Genomic DNA, 16,834 nt, shown 5'->3' with positions numbered 1-16,834 from the left:
AACGCTGGATATAAAAAAAGCGAGTAAAATTATTACTCGCTTTTTATGTGAAATCCGTCGCAGTTTGCGCTTAGATTTTACAGCCTTCGCAGTCGGCTTCGTCACCTAAATCAGCCGGAACTTCGGCCGCTTTTTTCTCGGCGTTCGCTTCTGCCTGCTCTAACTGCGCATCAATATCGAATTCAAAAATATCGTCTTTCATCATTACTCCCGTTTTACTCACTGACTTCAGGCGTCTTTATACTGATTTTTGACGCATTTTGGCAACCCCATTGACCACCAACAGCACAATCGACCCCACGATGAACCCGACCACCAGGTTGGCCAGATTGCTGACAACGCTGCTCATCAGGCCGCTCATCTCGCTGCTGTATTCCGTCACCAGATGATGCAGCTGCGGAATGCCGTGCACGATAATGCCGCCCCCCACCAGGAACATTGCAATGGTGCCGACCAGGGTCAGGATCTTCATCAGCCATGGCGCGGCCGCCACCAGCACATTACCCAGCCCTTTAGCCAACGCCGAGGTTTTCTTCTGCAGCCAGAAGCCGAGATCGTCAATTTTGACGATGCCCGCCACAATGCCGTACACGCCAATCGTCACCAGAATGGCAATCCCGGAGAGGATCAGTACCTGATTCAGCAGCGGGGATTCAGAGACGATGCCGAGGGTAATCGCCACAATTTCGGCCGACAGGATAAAGTCGGTGCGCACCGCCCCTTTTACCTTCTTCTTCTCAAACGCGCTGGCATCCTGCTGCGCCGCCTTCAGCAGGCGCTTTTCGCGCGCTTCCGGCGTCTCCTCACTTTTGTTTTTATGCAGGCTGTGCAGCACCTTCTCCACGCCTTCATAGCTCAGGTAAGCCCCGCCCACCATCAGCAGCGGGGTAATCGCCCAGGGCGCAAACGCACTGATCAGCAGCGCCAGCGGCACCAGGATCAGCTTGTTGAGGAAGGAGCCTTTTGCCACGCTCCACACCACCGGCAGTTCACGATTGGCTTTTACCCCGCTGACCTGCTGAGCGTTCAGTGACAGATCGTCGCCTAACACCCCGGCGGTTTTTTTCGCTGCCACTTTGCCCATCACGGCTATATCATCAAGCAGTGTCGCAATATCATCCAGTAAGGTTAGTAAGCTGGTTCCTGCCAAAGTCGTATTCCTTATTCATGTTCGTCATGTTGACAACAGGGGCACAGCTCCATTTCGGCCACCGCCATATCGGCAATGCCATCACAGTCCCACTCAACGCGCACCGGCTGGCCCTGCGGCTCAGCGTGGTGCAGATATTTACTCACCGGGCTTTCGGTCATCCCGCTAATCTCTTCCGTGGCGATCAGGCGATCGCCGACAAAAATACGCGCCGTTGCCTGGGTATTGACCATGCGTTCGCCGCTAAGTTTATACAACCGTCTTACCGTCAGTTTGACACTGGCCATGGCCCACCTGGCTTTGCTGTATTTAAGAGGAGGATGATCTAAACAATTATGCGCAAAGAGTGCAAATTTTGTAAAAAAAATCCTTCCGACCGTGATAATTAGTGGCAGAATTAGCCACTTATAACATTTTAATAACTTGATATAACCAGGACGACTTTAACATGACGTTACGCCGTGCCCCCGCCCTGCTGCCGCTGCTGGCCGCGCTGTTCTGCCTCTATTTTATCTGGGGCTCCACCTATCTGGTGATCCGCATTGGCGTCGAGAGCTGGCCGCCAATGATGCTGGCCGGGCTGCGCTTTTTGCTGGCTGGCGTGGTGCTGCTGACTTTTCTGCTGCTAAGAGGTGAAAAGCTGCCGTCGCTGCGCGCGGCCGGTAATGCCGCGCTGGTTGGCATTATGCTGCTGGCGCTCGGCAACGGCGCTGTCACCGTGGCGGAGCATCAGCAGGTGCCGTCCGGGCTGGCAGCGGTGATGGTAGCGACCGTGCCGCTGTTTGCCATGTGTTTCAGCCGCCTGTTTGGCATTGCTACGCGCTGGATCGAGTGGCTGGGCATCGCCGTTGGGCTGGTGGGGATTATCCTGCTCAACAGCGGCGGCCATCTGGCGGGCAACCCGTGGGGTGCGCTGATGATCCTCGGCGGCTCTCTGAGCTGGGCCTTTGGTTCGGTATGGGGGTCACGCATTACGCTGCCCAACGGCATGATGGCGGGCGCAGTGGAGATGCTGGCAGCAGGCGCAGTATTGCTGATTGCCAGCACGCTGAGCGGCGAACACCTGGTGCAGAAACCCTCGTTGGCGGGCTTCTTCTCGCTCGGCTATCTCAGCCTGTTTGGATCGGTGATTGCGATTAACGCCTATATGTTCCTGATCCGCAACGTCACCCCGGCTATCGCCACCAGCTACGCCTACGTCAATCCGGTGGTGGCGGTGCTGCTGGGTATAGCCTTCGCAGGGGAGAGCCTGTCAGCCCGCGAATGGCTGGCGCTGGCGATTATCGTGCTGGCGGTGATTCTGGTGACGTTGGGGAAATATCTGTTCCCGGCAAAGCCGATCGTAAAATCCTGCGAGCCTTAATCGGGGGTGCGGGCCGATCGAAAAGAGGATCGGCCCCTACAGCTGGCGAATACCGTTCTCGTCAATTTCCGCGTTTCTTTCGGCAGCGCACACCCACTCTTCCAGACGCGCGCTTAACTCCTGCTCCTGCAGGCGCGTTTTACCGCGCAGTGCGCACTCCCACACCAGCAAAACGCGCCAGCCGCTGGCCGTCAGCTCCTCAACGTAGCGCTTATCGCGCGCCACATTGCTGTCGATTTTACCCATCCAGAACGCGGTGCGCGTGGCGGGCAGCTTAAACAGGTGGCAGTGATGGCGGTGCCAGAAACAGCCGTGAACGAAAATAATGGCCTGATGATCGGGCAGCACAAAGTCGGGGCGCCCGGGCAGGGATTTATCCTGTACCCGGTAGCTCAGGCCAAGCTCAACCAACAGCTCGGCCAGCCGCTTTTCAATCGCGGTATCGCGGGTGCGGATGGCGCGCATATTCTTACTGCGCACCTCGGAGGTGTGAACGTCGGCCATGGTGATATTCCTTTCATCAAGACCTTAAGTTTAGCTAAATCTGGCGCTGACGCACCGCCTGCTCGATCCACGGCAGCAGCAGCCGTGCCACGGCGGCAAACGCCGGTACCACCACCGAGTTGCCAAACTGGCGATAGGCCTGAGTATCCGAAACCGGTATGCGAAAATCAGCGCTGCCCGGCTGCTCAAAGCCCATCAGGCGCGCACACTCGCGCGGCGTCAGGCGGCGCGGCCGGTTGTTCTGGTTACTGGCATTATCGAAATCCTGCTCACCCAGCGCTTTATCCCAGCCGCGATCGATAAGGATCTCCGAGCCGTCCTTGTAGTAGCGCGCCGACAGCGTGCGCACCACGCCCTGTTCGCGCTCCGGGTCCACCAGCCCATAGCCAAAGCCATTGCCGCGTGCCTGGTGCTTTTTCGCATACTGATACAGGTATTTCCACAGCGTCGGGGTCAGGATATATTTCGCCTCTACCACCGGGTCGAGCAGCGCTTTTAGCGGCGTGCGTTTAGGCGGGTAGAGAGAAGAGAGATGACTCAGGCTGAAGGTCGGCAGCTTCAGGTCACGGCGCAGGCCGACCAGCACAATACGCTCGCGGTGCTGCGGCAGGAAGTGCTGACCATCTACAATCTTCGGGTCCTGCGGGCCGGAAGTATCGGCATCGGCAACGTCATAGCCCAGCTCGTCGAGGGTCTGCATGATGATGCGGAAGGTATTGCCCTTATCGTGGCTTTTTAAGTTTTTAACGTTTTCCAGCACGAATATCGCCGGCTTTTTGGCGGTGATAATCCGCGCCACGTCAAAAAACAGCGTGCCCTGGGCTTCGCACTCAAAACCGTGCGCGCGCCCGAGCGCATTTTTCTTCGATACGCCCGCCAGCGAAAACGGCTGACAGGGGAAACCGGCCAGCAGCACATCGTGGTCCGGCACCTGCTGGCTGATGTGCTGATAGGCCTGCTGTTCGTTAATCTCCGGCTTGCCGCTCAGCGTCACATCGCGGATATCCTGATTAAAGCGATGCTGCTGTTCATCGCAGTACCAGTTAGCTTTGTAAGTGCGCACCGCGTGCTTATTCCATTCGCTGGTAAACACGCACTGGCCGCCTATCGCTTCAAAGCCGCTGCGGATGCCGCCAATCCCGGCAAACAGATCGACAAAGCGAAACGCATAGTGAGGATGATGGGCGGGTGGCGCGGGCAACATGCCGTGCAGCATGCTGACTTCGGCTTCGCTCAGCATTTTACGGCTGTTGCCTTTCACCCAGCGATTCACCGACTCGCGCGTCCACTCCTGCTGGCTGACCTTACGCAGCGTTGCCGCAACGGTTTTCTGATCGTAAATTTCCAGCACGCGCAGCAGCAGCTGACGGTCCTGGTCCTCTTTCTGCTGCGCCTGTGCGCGTGCCTGTTCGGCCAGTTCAGCTGCCACGCGGTCAAAATCGCTCATAATCACTCAATAAAAGGGATAAACGGGTGCCAGTCTATCACCTCATTGACCCAGCGCCAGGCGCAAATCGTTAACACTGCATGGGGATGTACAAAACTCGCTCAGGGCAGTATCGCGCCAGCAGTTTTTACTGGTACTAATTTGCCTTTGTCACGCACAGCTTTCTGTTTGCCGCCGCGGTGGGTGCGCTGTAACACGGGTGACATAAAAGCGGCGAATACTCCGTTTTATTTTACGGGACCCACTATGTCACTGCTGACCGTTCTACCGCTGCGCCTGTTACGTCGCCCTCGTTTTTGCTTTACCGCGCCACCCGGCTGGCTGAAAAGCCTGCGCGGTAGCTTTATCCTGTTTTTAATCATTTTTTCGCTGCTGCAGTGCGCTGGCGTGCTGCTGCTGACCCGGCTGGTGAGCAGCACTGGCGATAACGTGGCGGCAACCCACGCCCTCTCCAACCGCCAGGCGCTGCTGGACAAAGCGCGCATGGAACTGCTGACCGCCAGTGATAACAGCCACCGGGCCGGCATCTATCTGATGCAGGATAACCAGACCGGATCGGTCGACAGCTGGAAAAGCCTGGCAGAGACCGCCCAGGCTTCGCTGGATGAGGCGCGTAAGCTGTTCGGGCAGTACCCCGCCAGCAAAGAGAGCCCGCTGCGGCAGAATTTCACTTTGCTGGCCGACGGGCTGCAGGAGCAGCTGAAAGGGCTGAATGCCAGAGATATCGATACCTTCTTTATGGTACCGATGCAGGCGTTTCAGCAGCAGTTCAATGACGCTTACTATCAGGTGCTGACGCAGGAAAACCAGCGGTCCGGCGAACTGAATCAGTCCACGCTCTCCTCCCTGACCAATAGCCGCAACCTGTCGCTGGCAATCTCCGCACTGCTGGGCGGGCTGCTGCTGCTCGGCGGTGGCCTGCTGCTGCGCGGGGTGATCCAACCGTTAGACCGCGTATCCAGCTGGCTGGCGCAGATCGCCACCGGGGACATCTCCCGACAGCCGCAGCTCAGCGCTTTTCAGTCGGCAGAGATACGCCAGCTGACCGATAGCATCAGCGCGATGCAGCACGGCTTGCAGCATATCGTTGGTGAGATCAATGCCATCTCCAGCGCGGTGCGCGACAGCGCTGACCGCATGGCGCAGCAGAGCGACGAGTTTAGCGCCCACAATCAGCAGCAGACGGCTGCGTTTGATCATATCAGCCAGCGCCTCAACCGCGTGGCGGAAGAGGTCGGCCACAGCGTAGCGTTCACCCGCCACGCCACGCAGCAGGTCCAGGCTACCGACAGCCTGACCCAGCGCTGTGGCGAAGTGGTGATTGCCGTCGAGTCGCAGATGCGCCAGATCGTCGATGCCTCCGGCGAGATTGCCGGGATCGTGACGCTGCTGGAGGGGATATCCCTGCAAACCAAACTGGTGGCGCTCAATGCCGCCATCGAATCGGCTCATGCGGGCGTGTATGGCCGCAGCTTCTCTATCGTGGCGAAGGAGATCGGCCTGCTGTCGGAGAAAAGCAGCGCCTCCACCCGCACCATCGACGGGCTGATCGGTAGCACCCACCAGCACATCGACAGCGGCTTCAATCAGGTGCAGGCGCTGGACGGCCTGTATCAGGAGATCGCCTCTGCCGTCTCCGGCGTGGTGACGCTGCTGAGCGAGCTGCAGCACAACGCCGACGCGCAGAGTAAGCGTGTTAACAGCATCGCCATGGAGATTGGTCGCCTGAATCAGCAGGTAAAAGAGAGCGAGCAGCTGACGCGCCGCAGTGCTGACACCTCAGAAGCGCTGGTCGATCATGCGCAACGGCTGTCGCATAGCGTCAGTCAGTTTGTGTTGTAGAGGATTAAATGGCGTCCCTGAAATAAGGGACGCTGAGAAGCGGTTTATTTTTTCTTTTTCGATTTCTTCAGCAGGCTGCGGATCTGCTTGAGTTCTGCAGCGCTGAGCTGTTCAGTGACGGCTTCTTCAGTATCGAGACTGTCAACAGCCGCCGGCTGCGCAGAGAGGCTTTTCACCAGGTGAGTCGTCACAACTTCACTCAACGAAAGCTGGTTTTCCAGAGCAACGGCTTTGATCGTTTCCTTAAGGGAAGGATCGATCTTGATAGTTAAACTGACTTTGTCGGTCATACCTGATTCTCCTGAGAATTGTCTCAACAAGCTAACCCGTAATGTGCGACTTAACCATACTGTCACAAAAATTTAATATTTCTCTGCTAGCGGGCTGAACTCCTCCAGCACGCTTTGATCGAGGGCACAGAAATCCCCTTTTAATTCAGCGCATAGCTTCGCCATATAGGTTACCAGGAAGCTGGCGTTAAATTCGGCCACTCTTTTTCCTTCAGCGGTCTGCATGGTTTCAGGCAGCTTCAACAATTTTTTCTGGAAATGGTCCAGCGCCCATTCGGCATCATCCAGCGAACGGTCGCGCCCCAGCGGGTCATTACTGTCAAATAGCGAACGCCCCAGCGCGCCCGAAACGTAGAACACGCGCGCCAGGCCAATCGCCCCCAGCGATTCAAGGCGGTCAGCATCCTGCACAATTTTCGCCTCCAGCGTTTCTGCCGTCACGCCAGCGCTGAAGCTGTGGGCGTGCACCGCATGCGCCACCGCCTCGATTTTGTCTGCGGGAAAATCAGGAAACACCTCACGCAAAATGCGCCGGGTTTCATCTGCGGCCTGTTTCGAGGCCAGATGACGCTCGGGATGGTTTTTTGGCAGGTTTACGATGTCGTGGAAGTAGCAACCGGTGAGCACCACCAGTTCGTCAGCCTCTGTCCCCTGCATGATGCGCTGCGCGCTTTGCCAGACGCGCTTAAGGTGCGCGATATCATGGGCTTTATCGCCATGCTGCCAGGTTTCGAAAAGAAAAGCGTCAAAGCGGGATTGCCAATGGGTCAGGTTCATAGACTTCTCCTTATTTTTTGGACTTTTTGAGATGTCAGTGGTGGTTGCCCACTGTAACGGGACGGCCATATCAGCATAAATGAGATCCACATCAAACTTATAGCGGTTGTTTTAACCTTCTCACAACATTTTTTGCATTTTCAGCTTTTTACCAATGCGTTAGCGTGTGACTAATTTTCGATCAAAAGATAAATAAATGTTATGATCCGAAGTCATGCGCTGCGCAATAAATTATACGCTGGCACGGTTTAAACGACTTTTGACCCGCCAGTGAAGTGAACTGATACCCATTATCAATGGCCGCGATCGTACAAGCTTTAGTCGCAGTAACATATTGTATTATGGTAAAATGTCATTTGTGTTACCGCACGACAGCCAGGTTTAAGCCACACCGCAAAGACGGAAGGCGGCACACTTTCCCGGTGCAAATTTTTCGCGCCATTTTTTTTATAAGACTTGCTGATGATTAGTGAAAATACCCACCTGTTTGTTTTTTTAAGCTAAAGTTAGGAATTGTCTGTATTGTATTTTTACTTTGCTTATGAGCCAGGCACTGGTCAAGAAAGTCATATTAGAGGTCAAGCCATGAAAGAACGCCCGATTTTATTTAGCGATCAACGGGTGCGCGCCCTGCTCTCCGGTCAGCAACGGCAGACAAGGCGCATCATGAAGTCCCAGCTGTTTGGGTCGGTTCAGGATAACCACGAAGGCTGCTACGGCATTGATGTATTAAGCAATAACCTGCAGGGAAACCGCGTACTGGGAATGGAAAATCTCAGCTACCACTGCCCGTATGGTCAACCCGGCGACCGTCTGTGGGTGCGAGAAACCTGGCGTGGGCCGGTCGTGCCCCCGCAGGAAATGGCTCAGTACCAGCACTCCCCATTACAGTTCAAAAATATCGATTACTGCCAGTACCGCGCTGACTCCAGCATTTACAGTACCGATGAAGAGGACGACCAGTTCGGTTGGCAGGCAGGGATTCATATGCCGCGCTGGGCCAGCCGTATTAACCTGCTTGTCACCGGCGTGCGCGTGGAGAGAATCCAGGATATCAGCGACGACGACGTTATGGCCGAAGGGGTGCAGGTTGATTCGCACTTCCTTAATAATTTTTTCACCATGCACAGCGAAGCCGTTTCGGCGAAAGATGCCTACCGCAAGCAGTGGGCTATTCAGTACGGCGGCACCAGTTGGGAAGTGAATCCCTGGGTGTGGGTAATCGATTTCGACCGCATCTGAGGCCAGCAGGTACCTTCGCAGCGCTGATTTTTTTCGGCGCTGTTTGCGTTCAGTCACAGACAGACTTCCCGATAACTGATTGAATATTCCCTTTATTTACTTTTGTGGAGTGTCAACTGCATGATCAAGTGGCCATGGAAAAGCGATGACGACGCGATAAATAGCGGGCTTCCCTGGCAACAGGCGCTGGACATTCCATTACTGTCTGCGCTGAGCAGTGACGAACGCAAAACCCTGATCCAGCTTGCCGACCGCTTTCTGCGCCAGAAGCGGCTGGTGGCGTTACAGGGCTTTGAGCTGGATGAGCTGAAAAGCTGCCGCATTGCGCTGCTGTTCTGCCTGCCGGTGCTGAGCCTGGGCTATGACTGGCTGGACGGCTTTCATGAGGTGCTGCTCTACCCTTCTCCGTTTACGGTGGACGACGAGTGGCAGGATGAATTTGGCCTGGTGCATCGTGAACGCATGGTCCACGCCGGGCAGAGCTGGCAACAGGGGCCGATTGTGCTGAACTGGCTGGATATTCAGGACTCCTTTGACTGCTCCGGCTACAACCTGGTGATCCATGAAGTGGCGCACAAGCTGGACGCACGCGGCAGCGGCGAAGCGAACGGCGTACCGGCCATGGCCATGCGCGACGTCGCAAGCTGGGAACGCGAGCTGATGGCGGCAATGAACCACATTCAGGATGAGATTGACCTGGTGGGTGAAAACGCCGCCAGTATTGATGCCTATGCTGCCAGCGAACCGGCCGAGTGCTTCGCCGTGCTGTCGGAGTATTTCTTCAGCGCGCCGGAGCTACTGATTGCCCGCTTCCCGTCACTCTACCAGCGATTTCGCCAGTTCTATCGTCAGGATCCTAATCAGCGACTGGAGCAGCAGCAGTTACACCACAATCCCGGCGGAACTGTACACTAATCGCCCGGGTTGATTTAAACGCAGCCAGTTGAAAGCTAAACTTTTTTTTGCAGTTGACAGCCACGGGGCGGACCGCTAATATTCGCCTCGTTCACACGATTCCTCTGTAGTTCAGTCGGTAGAACGGCGGACTGTTAATCCGTATGTCACTGGTTCGAGTCCAGTCAGAGGAGCCATATTTATGTTTTCATGCATCTTCACGAATCTTTAGGCGTTTTAGATTCAACGAGTTAGCGTGAAAAATCTTCCCGATGCATTTTTAGTTTTCCCTCTGCATCGGGAGAATTTGGTGGTCAGATTTGGGGTCATGTTGGTTCGATGACGGAGTGACCCCCAAATGTCTCTTAACGACACAAAAATCCGCAGCTTAAAACCATCCGCAAAACCCTTCAAAGTTTCCGATTCTCATGGACTGTACCTGTTGGTCAATCCCGGCGGTTCACGTCTCTGGTATCTCAAATATCGTATCAACAGAAAAGAATCACGCCTCGGCTTAGGTGCCTACCCTGAAGTGTCTTTGGCTGATGCCCGCCAACAACGTGACGGCATCCGTAAACTGCTGGCGCAGAATATCAATCCAGCACAACAGCGCTCTGCTGAAAGAGCCACTTCCTCGCCAGAAAAAACCTTCAAGTATGTGGCACTGGACTGGCATAAAAGCAACCGAACGTGGTCAGAGAACCACGCCTCCCGTCTGCTTGCCAGCATGAACAATCATTTATTTCCTGTGATTGGACACGTGCCGGTAGCTGAACTGAAACCTCGTCACTTTATCGACCTGCTGAAAGGCATTGAGCAAAAAGGTCTGCTGGAAGTCGCAGCACGTACCCGGCAGCATATATGCAACATCATGCGCCATGCCGTACATCAGGAGTTAATAGAGCACAATCCGGCTGCAAATCTGGACGGTATCATCGCTCCTCCCGTTAAACGCCACTACCCTGCCCTTCCGCTGGAGCGACAGCCGGAGCTGTTGATTCGTATTGAGGACTACCAGCAAGGACGAGAACTAACCCGCCTGGCAGTATCACTCACCCTTCACCTATTCATCCGTTCCAGCGAACTGCGTTTCGCCCGTTGGTTTGAGATCGATTTCAAAAATAGAATCTGGACCATTCCTGCCACTCGCGAGTCCATCCCCGGCGTCCGCTACTCTGGGCGTGGTGCAAAAATGCGTACTCCACATATCGTTCCACTTTCCTGTCAGGCTATTGCTATTCTGAAACAGATACGGGAAATATCCGGGCATCAGGTGTTGATATTCCCCGGCGATCACAATCCGTATAAACCGATGTGTGAAAACACGGTCAACAAGGCGCTACGTCTGATGGGTTATGACACAAAAGATGAAATCTGCGGCCACGGGTTTCGGGCAATGGCCTGTAGTGCCCTGATGGAGTCTGGCCTATGGGCACAGGATGCGGTTGAACGGCAGATGAGTCACCAGGAGCGTAACAGCGTTCGAGCGGCTTACCTCCATAAAGCAGAATATCTCGATGCCCGTAAAGCGATGTTGCAATGGTGGTCGGATTATCTGGATATGTGCCGGAAAGCGTATGCTCCACCTTATATTTGTGGGAAGGAAATCAGTTGCGCAATGGGATAACCCCTCTGACCAAATAAACCACAGAGATAGCCGTATCAGTCTGTACTGGTACGGCATTTTTCTGGCTTCAACTCGGAGAAATTGTTAAGCCGTTTATGAGCATCTTCAACCGAATTGACCTGCGTGAATCGAAAGTGTGAGGTTCGCTTATCATTTAGATCTATCCACGGAAACGGATTGGGTCAGTTATGAGCGAGGAACGGACATTGCATCCCCGATAAAGCCAAGGATCAGGGTTGTCCCATTATCTGTTCCAATATGGTGATTTTTCAGGCAGCATACTTTATTCTGGTTAAACTCCCTTTGCAGGATATAACCATGATAACAGTAGAGAAATCAGATCCATTTTCTTCAGAATCCCATCGCTTAATCGAAATGCTGTCAGCTGAACTTGCCGCTATTACTGGCGAGAATGGCAAAACCAACTTCACCGTTGAAACTATGAACAATGACAAAGCATTATGGGTATTGGCAAAAAATGCACATGGCGACGCGATAGGATGCGGTGCAATCCGCCCATTAACACAAAACATAGCTGAGCTTAAAAGAATGTTTTCGGACCGAAGCGAGCCAGGCGTGGGTAGTGCATTACTTACTTTTCTGGAAACCTCTGCAAAGCAAATGGGATATCGAGAACTTAAGCTGGAAACCCGACATATCAACCTTCGGGCTGTCAATTTTTACGAGAAAAATGGATATGTTCGTATTGATAATTATGGCCCATACATAGGCAGAGAAGAAGCCGTCTGTTTCTCAAAGTCATTGTACTGATTGCATTTATCGGATCTAACTGCCGCTCCTGGCGCACAGTCAGCTATTCGGGATACTTAATACTTTAAATGCAAAGGGACTACTCATGAATATTCTTATCGAGAGCATTACCCCGGATAACAAAGGCTTTTTTGCGTTAAAAGCAGAGAGCATGGCTGCTGGATTTAACATGCTACACAGACTGGAAGAAAACTGGCTGAACGGGCAAAACCGCTTTGATAAGGCAGGTGAGGACCTGTTAGGTTTTTATGCCGACGGGCTACTCATTGGCGTGTGTGGATTAAACCAAGACCCCTACACGCCTTCAGTTCGGACTGGACGACTCCGTCATCTCTATGTAGGAATTGAATGGAGAAGAAGGCAAGTTGCCATTGCTTTGCTCAGGGCGATACTGGAGGGTTCTGGCCGCTGGTTTGATTTTATCAACACTAACGCGCCTCAATCAGCGTTCATCTTCTATGAACGTGCTGGCTTTATTCCGCTAGTAGATGTCGATAAAGTTACCCACCGTCTGTATCTTACAGATATATAAAGTTAATAACTGTCAATTGATTGATGGGCAATGATGTGACCAACGTCTGCTCTTGGTACACAGCAGACAAACACGTGACGCGCTGAAGGTCCGCTGTGAGCGAAGTATAGTCATTCGCACCCTGAGAATTACACTTTTAAGTGATTCAGGGTATGCGCTTACTGGTTACGAATATTGAGCGAGAATCACGTGATGATCGCTGCTTTTCTTTCGAGCCAGTAGGTGCTCCACGTTCGCTAACGAATACTCAGGGCATGCAGATAAACTGCTGGCTATATTTCTTTCGAAAAGCGTGGAATGCATACCAATCCCCGATAAAAAGGAGTTGGTGATGACTGTGACTAATCAGTTTGCTGCGCACGTTGGTCTGGACTGGGCAGATAAAAAACACGATGTCTGTGTTCAGTTTAAAAACGGCGAACGCGTATTCCATGTGATTGAACATACAGCAGAAGCGCTTGATGCCTGGCTTACTGAGTTACACCAGAAGGTAAAAGGTAGAATCGCCATAGCTCTCGAGCTGAAGAAGGGCCCCGTGGTATATGCTCTTCAAAAATATCCCTTTATCACCGTTTTCCCCGTCCACGCTTTGTCACTGGCTCGTTACCGGCAAGCCTTCTCGCCCAGCGGCGCTAAAGATGACCCGCAGGATGCCGAGCTCGCATTAGAGTTAATGCTGCGTTATCCCCAAAAGATAAAAGCTATTGAACCCGACAATGCGGATATCCGGTTACTCCAGCAACTGGTTGAGCAGCGTCGTCAGTTGGTTGAAGATAAACGCCGTTTTGTGAACCGGATAATCAACACGCTTAAACAGTATTATCCTCAACCCCTGGAGTGGTTCTCACATCGGGGTAGCTTACTGTTTTGTGAACTGATTATACGATGGCCCAGTCTGCAACAACTTAAACGAGCCAGGCGCGAGACGATCCGCAACTTTCTGAATGCCAAAGGCGGTCGCGCAATGGCCCTTACCGAGCAGCGTGTTGTAAGTATTGATAACGCGATCCCATTGACGACAGACTCGAGTGTTATAGAGGCTAATGCTTTGATGGCAACAGCACTGGCGACACAAATTAAAGTCGTGAGTGAAATCATAAAAACCTATGACGAACGAATCGAAGCGCTGTTTGACACATTGCCAGATGCGGGGCTGTTCAAATCACTTCCAGGCATGGGGCCGTGTATGGGCCCAAGAATGCTTGCTGCACTTGGTGATAACCGTGACAGGTTTAATAGCGCTGAAGAAATTCAAAACTACGCAGGTATTGCACCGGTGACAGAAAGAAGTGGCCAGAAATGCTGGGTTCACTGGAGATGGCAGTGTGCCAAGTTCGTCGGGCAGACCTTCGTTGAATGGGCTGCCAAAACGGTTAACTCATCATACTGGGCCAGACTTTATTATCAGGGACTGCGAGAAAAAGGAAAATCTCACCAGTCTGCAATCCGGGCTCTGGCATTCAAATGGATAAGGATCATTTACCGCTGCTGGAAGACCAGAACCCACTACGATGAAGCGAAGTATTTGCTGGCTCTCGAAGCGCGACACTCGCCCTTACTGAAGCCATAAAAAGCTTGTCGAATGTCTCAGGGCGTGAAGCGGACATTGGTTTAATGTCAGAAATGACGTTTTGTGATTGAGCTTCGCCATTGTGAAGTATGTAAAAAGCAAGAATAAAAACTCCGCTGGCGGTAAATCGTATTCGGTTAAATCCGCCCTCACAGGAGTTTTACCGAATGGCGCAGCAGTGAAACCGGCGCGTTCTGCCATGGTGTTGGCCGTCCGGCTCCCCGCGTCCACTATATGTAATATCGGCAGCAACTGAGAAAACCACAACATATTGTGTCTGCGGCAGCAGCGGCGCGCAATTCGGTAGAATACGGGTTTTACCGAATCGTGACGCCCCCCATCCTGCTTCGGAGCGCCAGATATCCCCCTACGTGAGCATACGGTATAAGATTTCAATCATCAGTGATTAGCTCAGTTAGGAATTCATGTGGAAAAGGAAACATGGGCATTAGTTGGAGCAGCAGCAGCCATCGCAGGACCGCTGATTTTTAACACAGTAAAAGAAGCATTCTGGGAGAGGAAAAAAAGAAAAAGAGAAGAACGACACATAGTAATACAGCTTATTTTCTTGCTGGACAAATATATATCTCAGTGTCAATTTTTGTCTTATAACGACGGTATTTATGATCCTGAAAAAGAATACAAGGTAACAGCCTATGTTAAACCTGAATCGCCACGGATAATCTAGACACTTCCGAGCCGTTGATAATACTGGTTTTCATATTCTGTCGGTGACATCTGATCGCTAGAACCATGCCGACGCTTACTGTTATAAAACATTTCGATGTAATCAAAAATATCGCTGCGGGCTTCTTCCCGCGTTCCGTAGATCTTTTTCTTTATCCGTTCGCGTTTCAACAACTGGAAAAAGCTTTCTGCAACCGCATTATCATGGCAGTTACCGCGACGGCTCATGCTGCCCTCCAGGCCGTGTGATTTCAGGAACGACTGCCACTCATGGCTTGTGTACTGACTGCCCTGATCCGAATGAACCAGCACCTGTTTTTGGGGATTACGCCGCCATACAGCCATCAGCAGTGCGTTCAGGACAATATCCTTTGTCATCCGGGATTGCATGGACCAGCCGATAATTTTGCGTGAGAACAGATCAACAACCACGGCAAGATACAGCCAGCCTTCGTGGGTCCTGATGTAGGTTATGTCCGTTACCCAACGCTCATCCGGAGCATCCGGGCTGAACTGTCGCTGGAGCCTGTTGGGCGACACGATACTGGCCTCGCCTTTACGTGCCCGCGGGCTCCGGTATCCGACCTGAGCCTTTATCCCGACACGTTTCATCAGTCGCCAGACTCTGTTCACTCCGCACTGTTGCCCGCTGTCCCGCAGATCCAGATGGATTTTGCGATAACCATAGACGCATCCCGATTCCAGCCAGAACTGTTTAATCTGTCCTGTCAGTCTCAGGTCTGCCTGATGGCGTTGTGAATGCGGCTGCTGAAGCCAGGCGTAAAAACCACTGGGATGAACATCCAGCACCCGACAGAGCAGGCGAACAGGCCAGCAACAGGTGTTGTCACGGATAAAGGCGTACCTCAGTCGGACAGCTTTGCGAAGTACGCCGCGGCTTTTTTTAATATGTCCCGTTCGTCGGTAACCCGCTTCAGCTCTTTCTGGAGACGGCGGATCTCGGCCTGAGCATCTGACTCTTCTTTATTAGTGGAAGAATCCGGACCGTACTTCTTTATCCAGGCGTAAAGGCTGTGGGTGGTGATATCGAGACGTGTTGCAACGCTGGCAACAGAATAACCGCGATCAACAACCTGTTTGACTGCTTCAATTTTAAACTCTTCGGGATAACGCTTACCGCTCATGGGCACCTCTCTTTAAGCCATCTTAAATGACTCTGAGGTGTCTGTTAAACCCGTGGCGATTCAATATAACGATCAAAGTGCCCCCCTACATTAAACGTATCTCAATGAGACTAATAGGTAAATCATTAAGTAGGCCTTAGATGATAAACTGCACTGGCTTACAATAGATTTGTATGATCAAGATGGATGGCATGTATAGCATAAGGTGGTCATTCTGCTGGTCTTGACAGACAGTGGATTCAATTTTAGCCTATTTATCAGCCAATTACTGGCAAAGGCGATCCCAGTCAGAGGAGCCATATTTAAGAAGCCCGCTCAGGGAAACCTGAGCGGGCTTTTTGCTTTATTCGGCGCTTACTGGACCGCTGGTCTCTGAATCACTGTTTTTCCAGCTGTTGTTGCCTTTGTTATTTAAATAGAGGGTATAGACGGTGTCATCCTGCTGAAAGGTCAGCACATCGCCGACATGGTTTACATCGGCAACTTCTTTGCCGTCGACATAGACGCTATCCCCCTCAATATGAATCTCAGCGACTTTCCCACCATTTTTTTGGCTGGCAATATAGTTCCCGGCAAAAGCAGTTAACCCGTTTGCTGCGCCCTGCATGGTTTTGTCAGAAAACCCCGCGCGGGCGTTCTGCTGCTTAGATTTGTGTATATCACACCCCTGCAGCTCCGACTGCTGAGTACAGCCGGAACGCTCGAGCTGCTGACGGTACTTTTCAGAAATTGCGTGCGCAGGAGACTGAATAAATACCGTTATTGCTAACGCTGCCAAAACTGCTTTCTTAATCATATCATCACCATTATCTGTTTTTTTGCACAGCCTGTTGAGCAGCGGGTCGATTCACCGCACTCGCGTTTATAGTCACATCTTAACTCAGTTCACTTCTGGCTCTGGATCAACAATAGTTGATGAAAACCCTCAGAGTCGTGAATATTGAATTGTCATCCCCTGTAAAAATGATTCACCCTGCGATATAGCCTGTGCTA

The 16,834-nt window shown here is 52.5% G+C and carries 18 protein-coding genes and 1 tRNA gene; 10 read left to right on the top strand and 9 right to left on the bottom strand.

Annotated features, from left to right (window positions below):
* Positions 1 to 70: 70 nt before the first annotated feature.
* The 3 genes from ACLI4M_RS18845 to ACLI4M_RS18835 are packed head-to-tail and all read right to left on the bottom strand — an operon-like array spanning position 71 to position 1,437.
* Entirely contained in the window at positions 71 to 205 is a 135-nt protein-coding gene (locus ACLI4M_RS18845) for a hypothetical protein (protein ID WP_290369426.1), read from the bottom strand.
* 33 nt (positions 206 to 238) lie between these two features.
* Entirely contained in the window at positions 239 to 1,150 is a 912-nt protein-coding gene (locus ACLI4M_RS18840) for a DUF808 domain-containing protein (RefSeq protein WP_133623881.1), read from the bottom strand.
* A gap of 11 nt (positions 1,151 to 1,161) precedes the next feature.
* On the bottom strand, positions 1,162 to 1,437 hold the full coding sequence (locus ACLI4M_RS18835) for a hypothetical protein (protein WP_099753920.1): 276 nt from the start codon (positions 1,435 to 1,437) through the stop codon (positions 1,162 to 1,164).
* Between the two features lie 161 nt (positions 1,438 to 1,598).
* Between ACLI4M_RS18835 and yedA the strand changes: the two genes are divergently transcribed.
* Positions 1,599 to 2,513 (top strand): drug/metabolite exporter YedA, encoded by a 915-nt coding sequence (yedA, locus tag ACLI4M_RS18830; RefSeq protein ID WP_133623882.1) that lies wholly within the window; start codon positions 1,599 to 1,601, stop codon positions 2,511 to 2,513.
* Between the two features lie 36 nt (positions 2,514 to 2,549).
* Here yedA and ACLI4M_RS18825 read toward each other — a convergent pair whose 3' ends face one another.
* Both ACLI4M_RS18825 and ACLI4M_RS18820 read right to left on the bottom strand, forming a co-directional pair.
* Positions 2,550 to 3,017: a very short patch repair endonuclease gene (locus ACLI4M_RS18825; RefSeq protein WP_133623883.1), complete on the bottom strand. Its 468-nt coding sequence runs from the start codon at positions 3,015 to 3,017 to the stop codon at positions 2,550 to 2,552.
* A 34-nt stretch (positions 3,018 to 3,051) separates the two neighbouring features.
* On the bottom strand, positions 3,052 to 4,464 hold the full coding sequence (locus tag ACLI4M_RS18820; RefSeq protein WP_048915710.1) for a DNA cytosine methyltransferase: 1,413 nt from the start codon (positions 4,462 to 4,464) through the stop codon (positions 3,052 to 3,054).
* A gap of 246 nt (positions 4,465 to 4,710) precedes the next feature.
* On the opposite strand from ACLI4M_RS18820, the gene ACLI4M_RS18815 reads away from it, so the two are divergent.
* The gene (locus ACLI4M_RS18815) at positions 4,711 to 6,306 is read left to right on the top strand and encodes a methyl-accepting chemotaxis protein (RefSeq protein WP_133623884.1); all 1,596 of its coding nucleotides are present in this window, start codon (positions 4,711 to 4,713) and stop codon (positions 6,304 to 6,306) included.
* A gap of 44 nt (positions 6,307 to 6,350) precedes the next feature.
* Here the strand turns inward: ACLI4M_RS18815 and ACLI4M_RS18810 are convergent, their stop codons facing one another.
* Together ACLI4M_RS18810 and ACLI4M_RS18805 are read right to left on the bottom strand one after the other, a co-directional pair.
* Positions 6,351 to 6,596, bottom strand: coding sequence for a hypothetical protein (locus tag ACLI4M_RS18810; protein WP_048915708.1), 246 nt, complete (start codon positions 6,594 to 6,596; stop codon positions 6,351 to 6,353).
* Positions 6,597 to 6,668: 72 nt separating this feature from the next.
* The gene (locus tag ACLI4M_RS18805) at positions 6,669 to 7,373 is read right to left on the bottom strand and encodes a phosphohydrolase (RefSeq protein ID WP_048915759.1); all 705 of its coding nucleotides are present in this window, start codon (positions 7,371 to 7,373) and stop codon (positions 6,669 to 6,671) included.
* A 585-nt stretch (positions 7,374 to 7,958) separates the two neighbouring features.
* Between ACLI4M_RS18805 and ACLI4M_RS18800 the strand changes: the two genes are divergently transcribed.
* The 8 genes from ACLI4M_RS18800 to ACLI4M_RS18765 all read left to right on the top strand — a co-directional run bounded on the left by ACLI4M_RS18800 (position 7,959) and on the right by ACLI4M_RS18765 (position 14,697).
* Positions 7,959 to 8,615, top strand: a complete 657-nt coding sequence (locus tag ACLI4M_RS18800) for a hypothetical protein (RefSeq protein WP_062818142.1) — start codon at positions 7,959 to 7,961, stop codon at positions 8,613 to 8,615.
* A gap of 120 nt (positions 8,616 to 8,735) precedes the next feature.
* A complete protein-coding gene (gene mtfA / locus ACLI4M_RS18795) occupies positions 8,736 to 9,530 on the top strand; it encodes a DgsA anti-repressor MtfA (protein ID WP_099754819.1) in 795 nt (264 codons plus the stop codon).
* A gap of 100 nt (positions 9,531 to 9,630) precedes the next feature.
* A tRNA-Asn gene (locus ACLI4M_RS18790) sits at positions 9,631 to 9,706 on the top strand.
* Between the two features lie 161 nt (positions 9,707 to 9,867).
* On the top strand, positions 9,868 to 11,136 hold the full coding sequence (locus tag ACLI4M_RS18785; RefSeq protein ID WP_133623885.1) for a tyrosine-type recombinase/integrase: 1,269 nt from the start codon (positions 9,868 to 9,870) through the stop codon (positions 11,134 to 11,136).
* Between the two features lie 318 nt (positions 11,137 to 11,454).
* Positions 11,455 to 11,907: a GNAT family N-acetyltransferase gene (locus tag ACLI4M_RS18780; RefSeq protein ID WP_112348986.1), complete on the top strand. Its 453-nt coding sequence runs from the start codon at positions 11,455 to 11,457 to the stop codon at positions 11,905 to 11,907.
* An 85-nt stretch (positions 11,908 to 11,992) separates the two neighbouring features.
* The gene (locus ACLI4M_RS18775; protein WP_133623886.1) at positions 11,993 to 12,439 is read left to right on the top strand and encodes a GNAT family N-acetyltransferase; all 447 of its coding nucleotides are present in this window, start codon (positions 11,993 to 11,995) and stop codon (positions 12,437 to 12,439) included.
* 331 nt (positions 12,440 to 12,770) lie between these two features.
* A complete protein-coding gene (locus ACLI4M_RS18770) occupies positions 12,771 to 14,009 on the top strand; it encodes an IS110 family transposase (protein WP_133623887.1) in 1,239 nt (412 codons plus the stop codon).
* A gap of 427 nt (positions 14,010 to 14,436) precedes the next feature.
* A complete protein-coding gene (locus ACLI4M_RS18765; RefSeq protein WP_133623888.1) occupies positions 14,437 to 14,697 on the top strand; it encodes a hypothetical protein in 261 nt (86 codons plus the stop codon).
* Here the strand turns inward: ACLI4M_RS18765 and ACLI4M_RS18760 are convergent.
* Positions 14,694 to 15,841 (bottom strand): IS3 family transposase gene (locus tag ACLI4M_RS18760; RefSeq protein WP_133623360.1). Its coding sequence is split into 2 segments (ribosomal slippage): positions 14,694 to 15,604 and positions 15,604 to 15,841, totalling 1,149 coding nucleotides; the frame shifts between segments, so codons are not numbered across the junction. The two genes, ACLI4M_RS18765 and ACLI4M_RS18760, sit on opposite strands and share 4 nt — an antisense overlap.
* 343 nt (positions 15,842 to 16,184) lie before the next feature.
* Positions 16,185 to 16,637, bottom strand: coding sequence for a hypothetical protein (locus ACLI4M_RS18755; RefSeq protein WP_133623889.1), 453 nt, complete (start codon positions 16,635 to 16,637; stop codon positions 16,185 to 16,187).
* Positions 16,638 to 16,834: the final 197 nt, after the last annotated feature.

The sequence above is a fragment of the Erwinia sp. LJJL01 genome (assembly GCF_047300805.2).
GTDB lineage: Bacteria > Pseudomonadota > Gammaproteobacteria > Enterobacterales > Enterobacteriaceae > Erwinia > Erwinia aphidicola.
The sequence above is the reverse complement of the archived record's forward strand: the minus strand, read 5'-3'. Positions and strand labels throughout refer to the sequence as shown.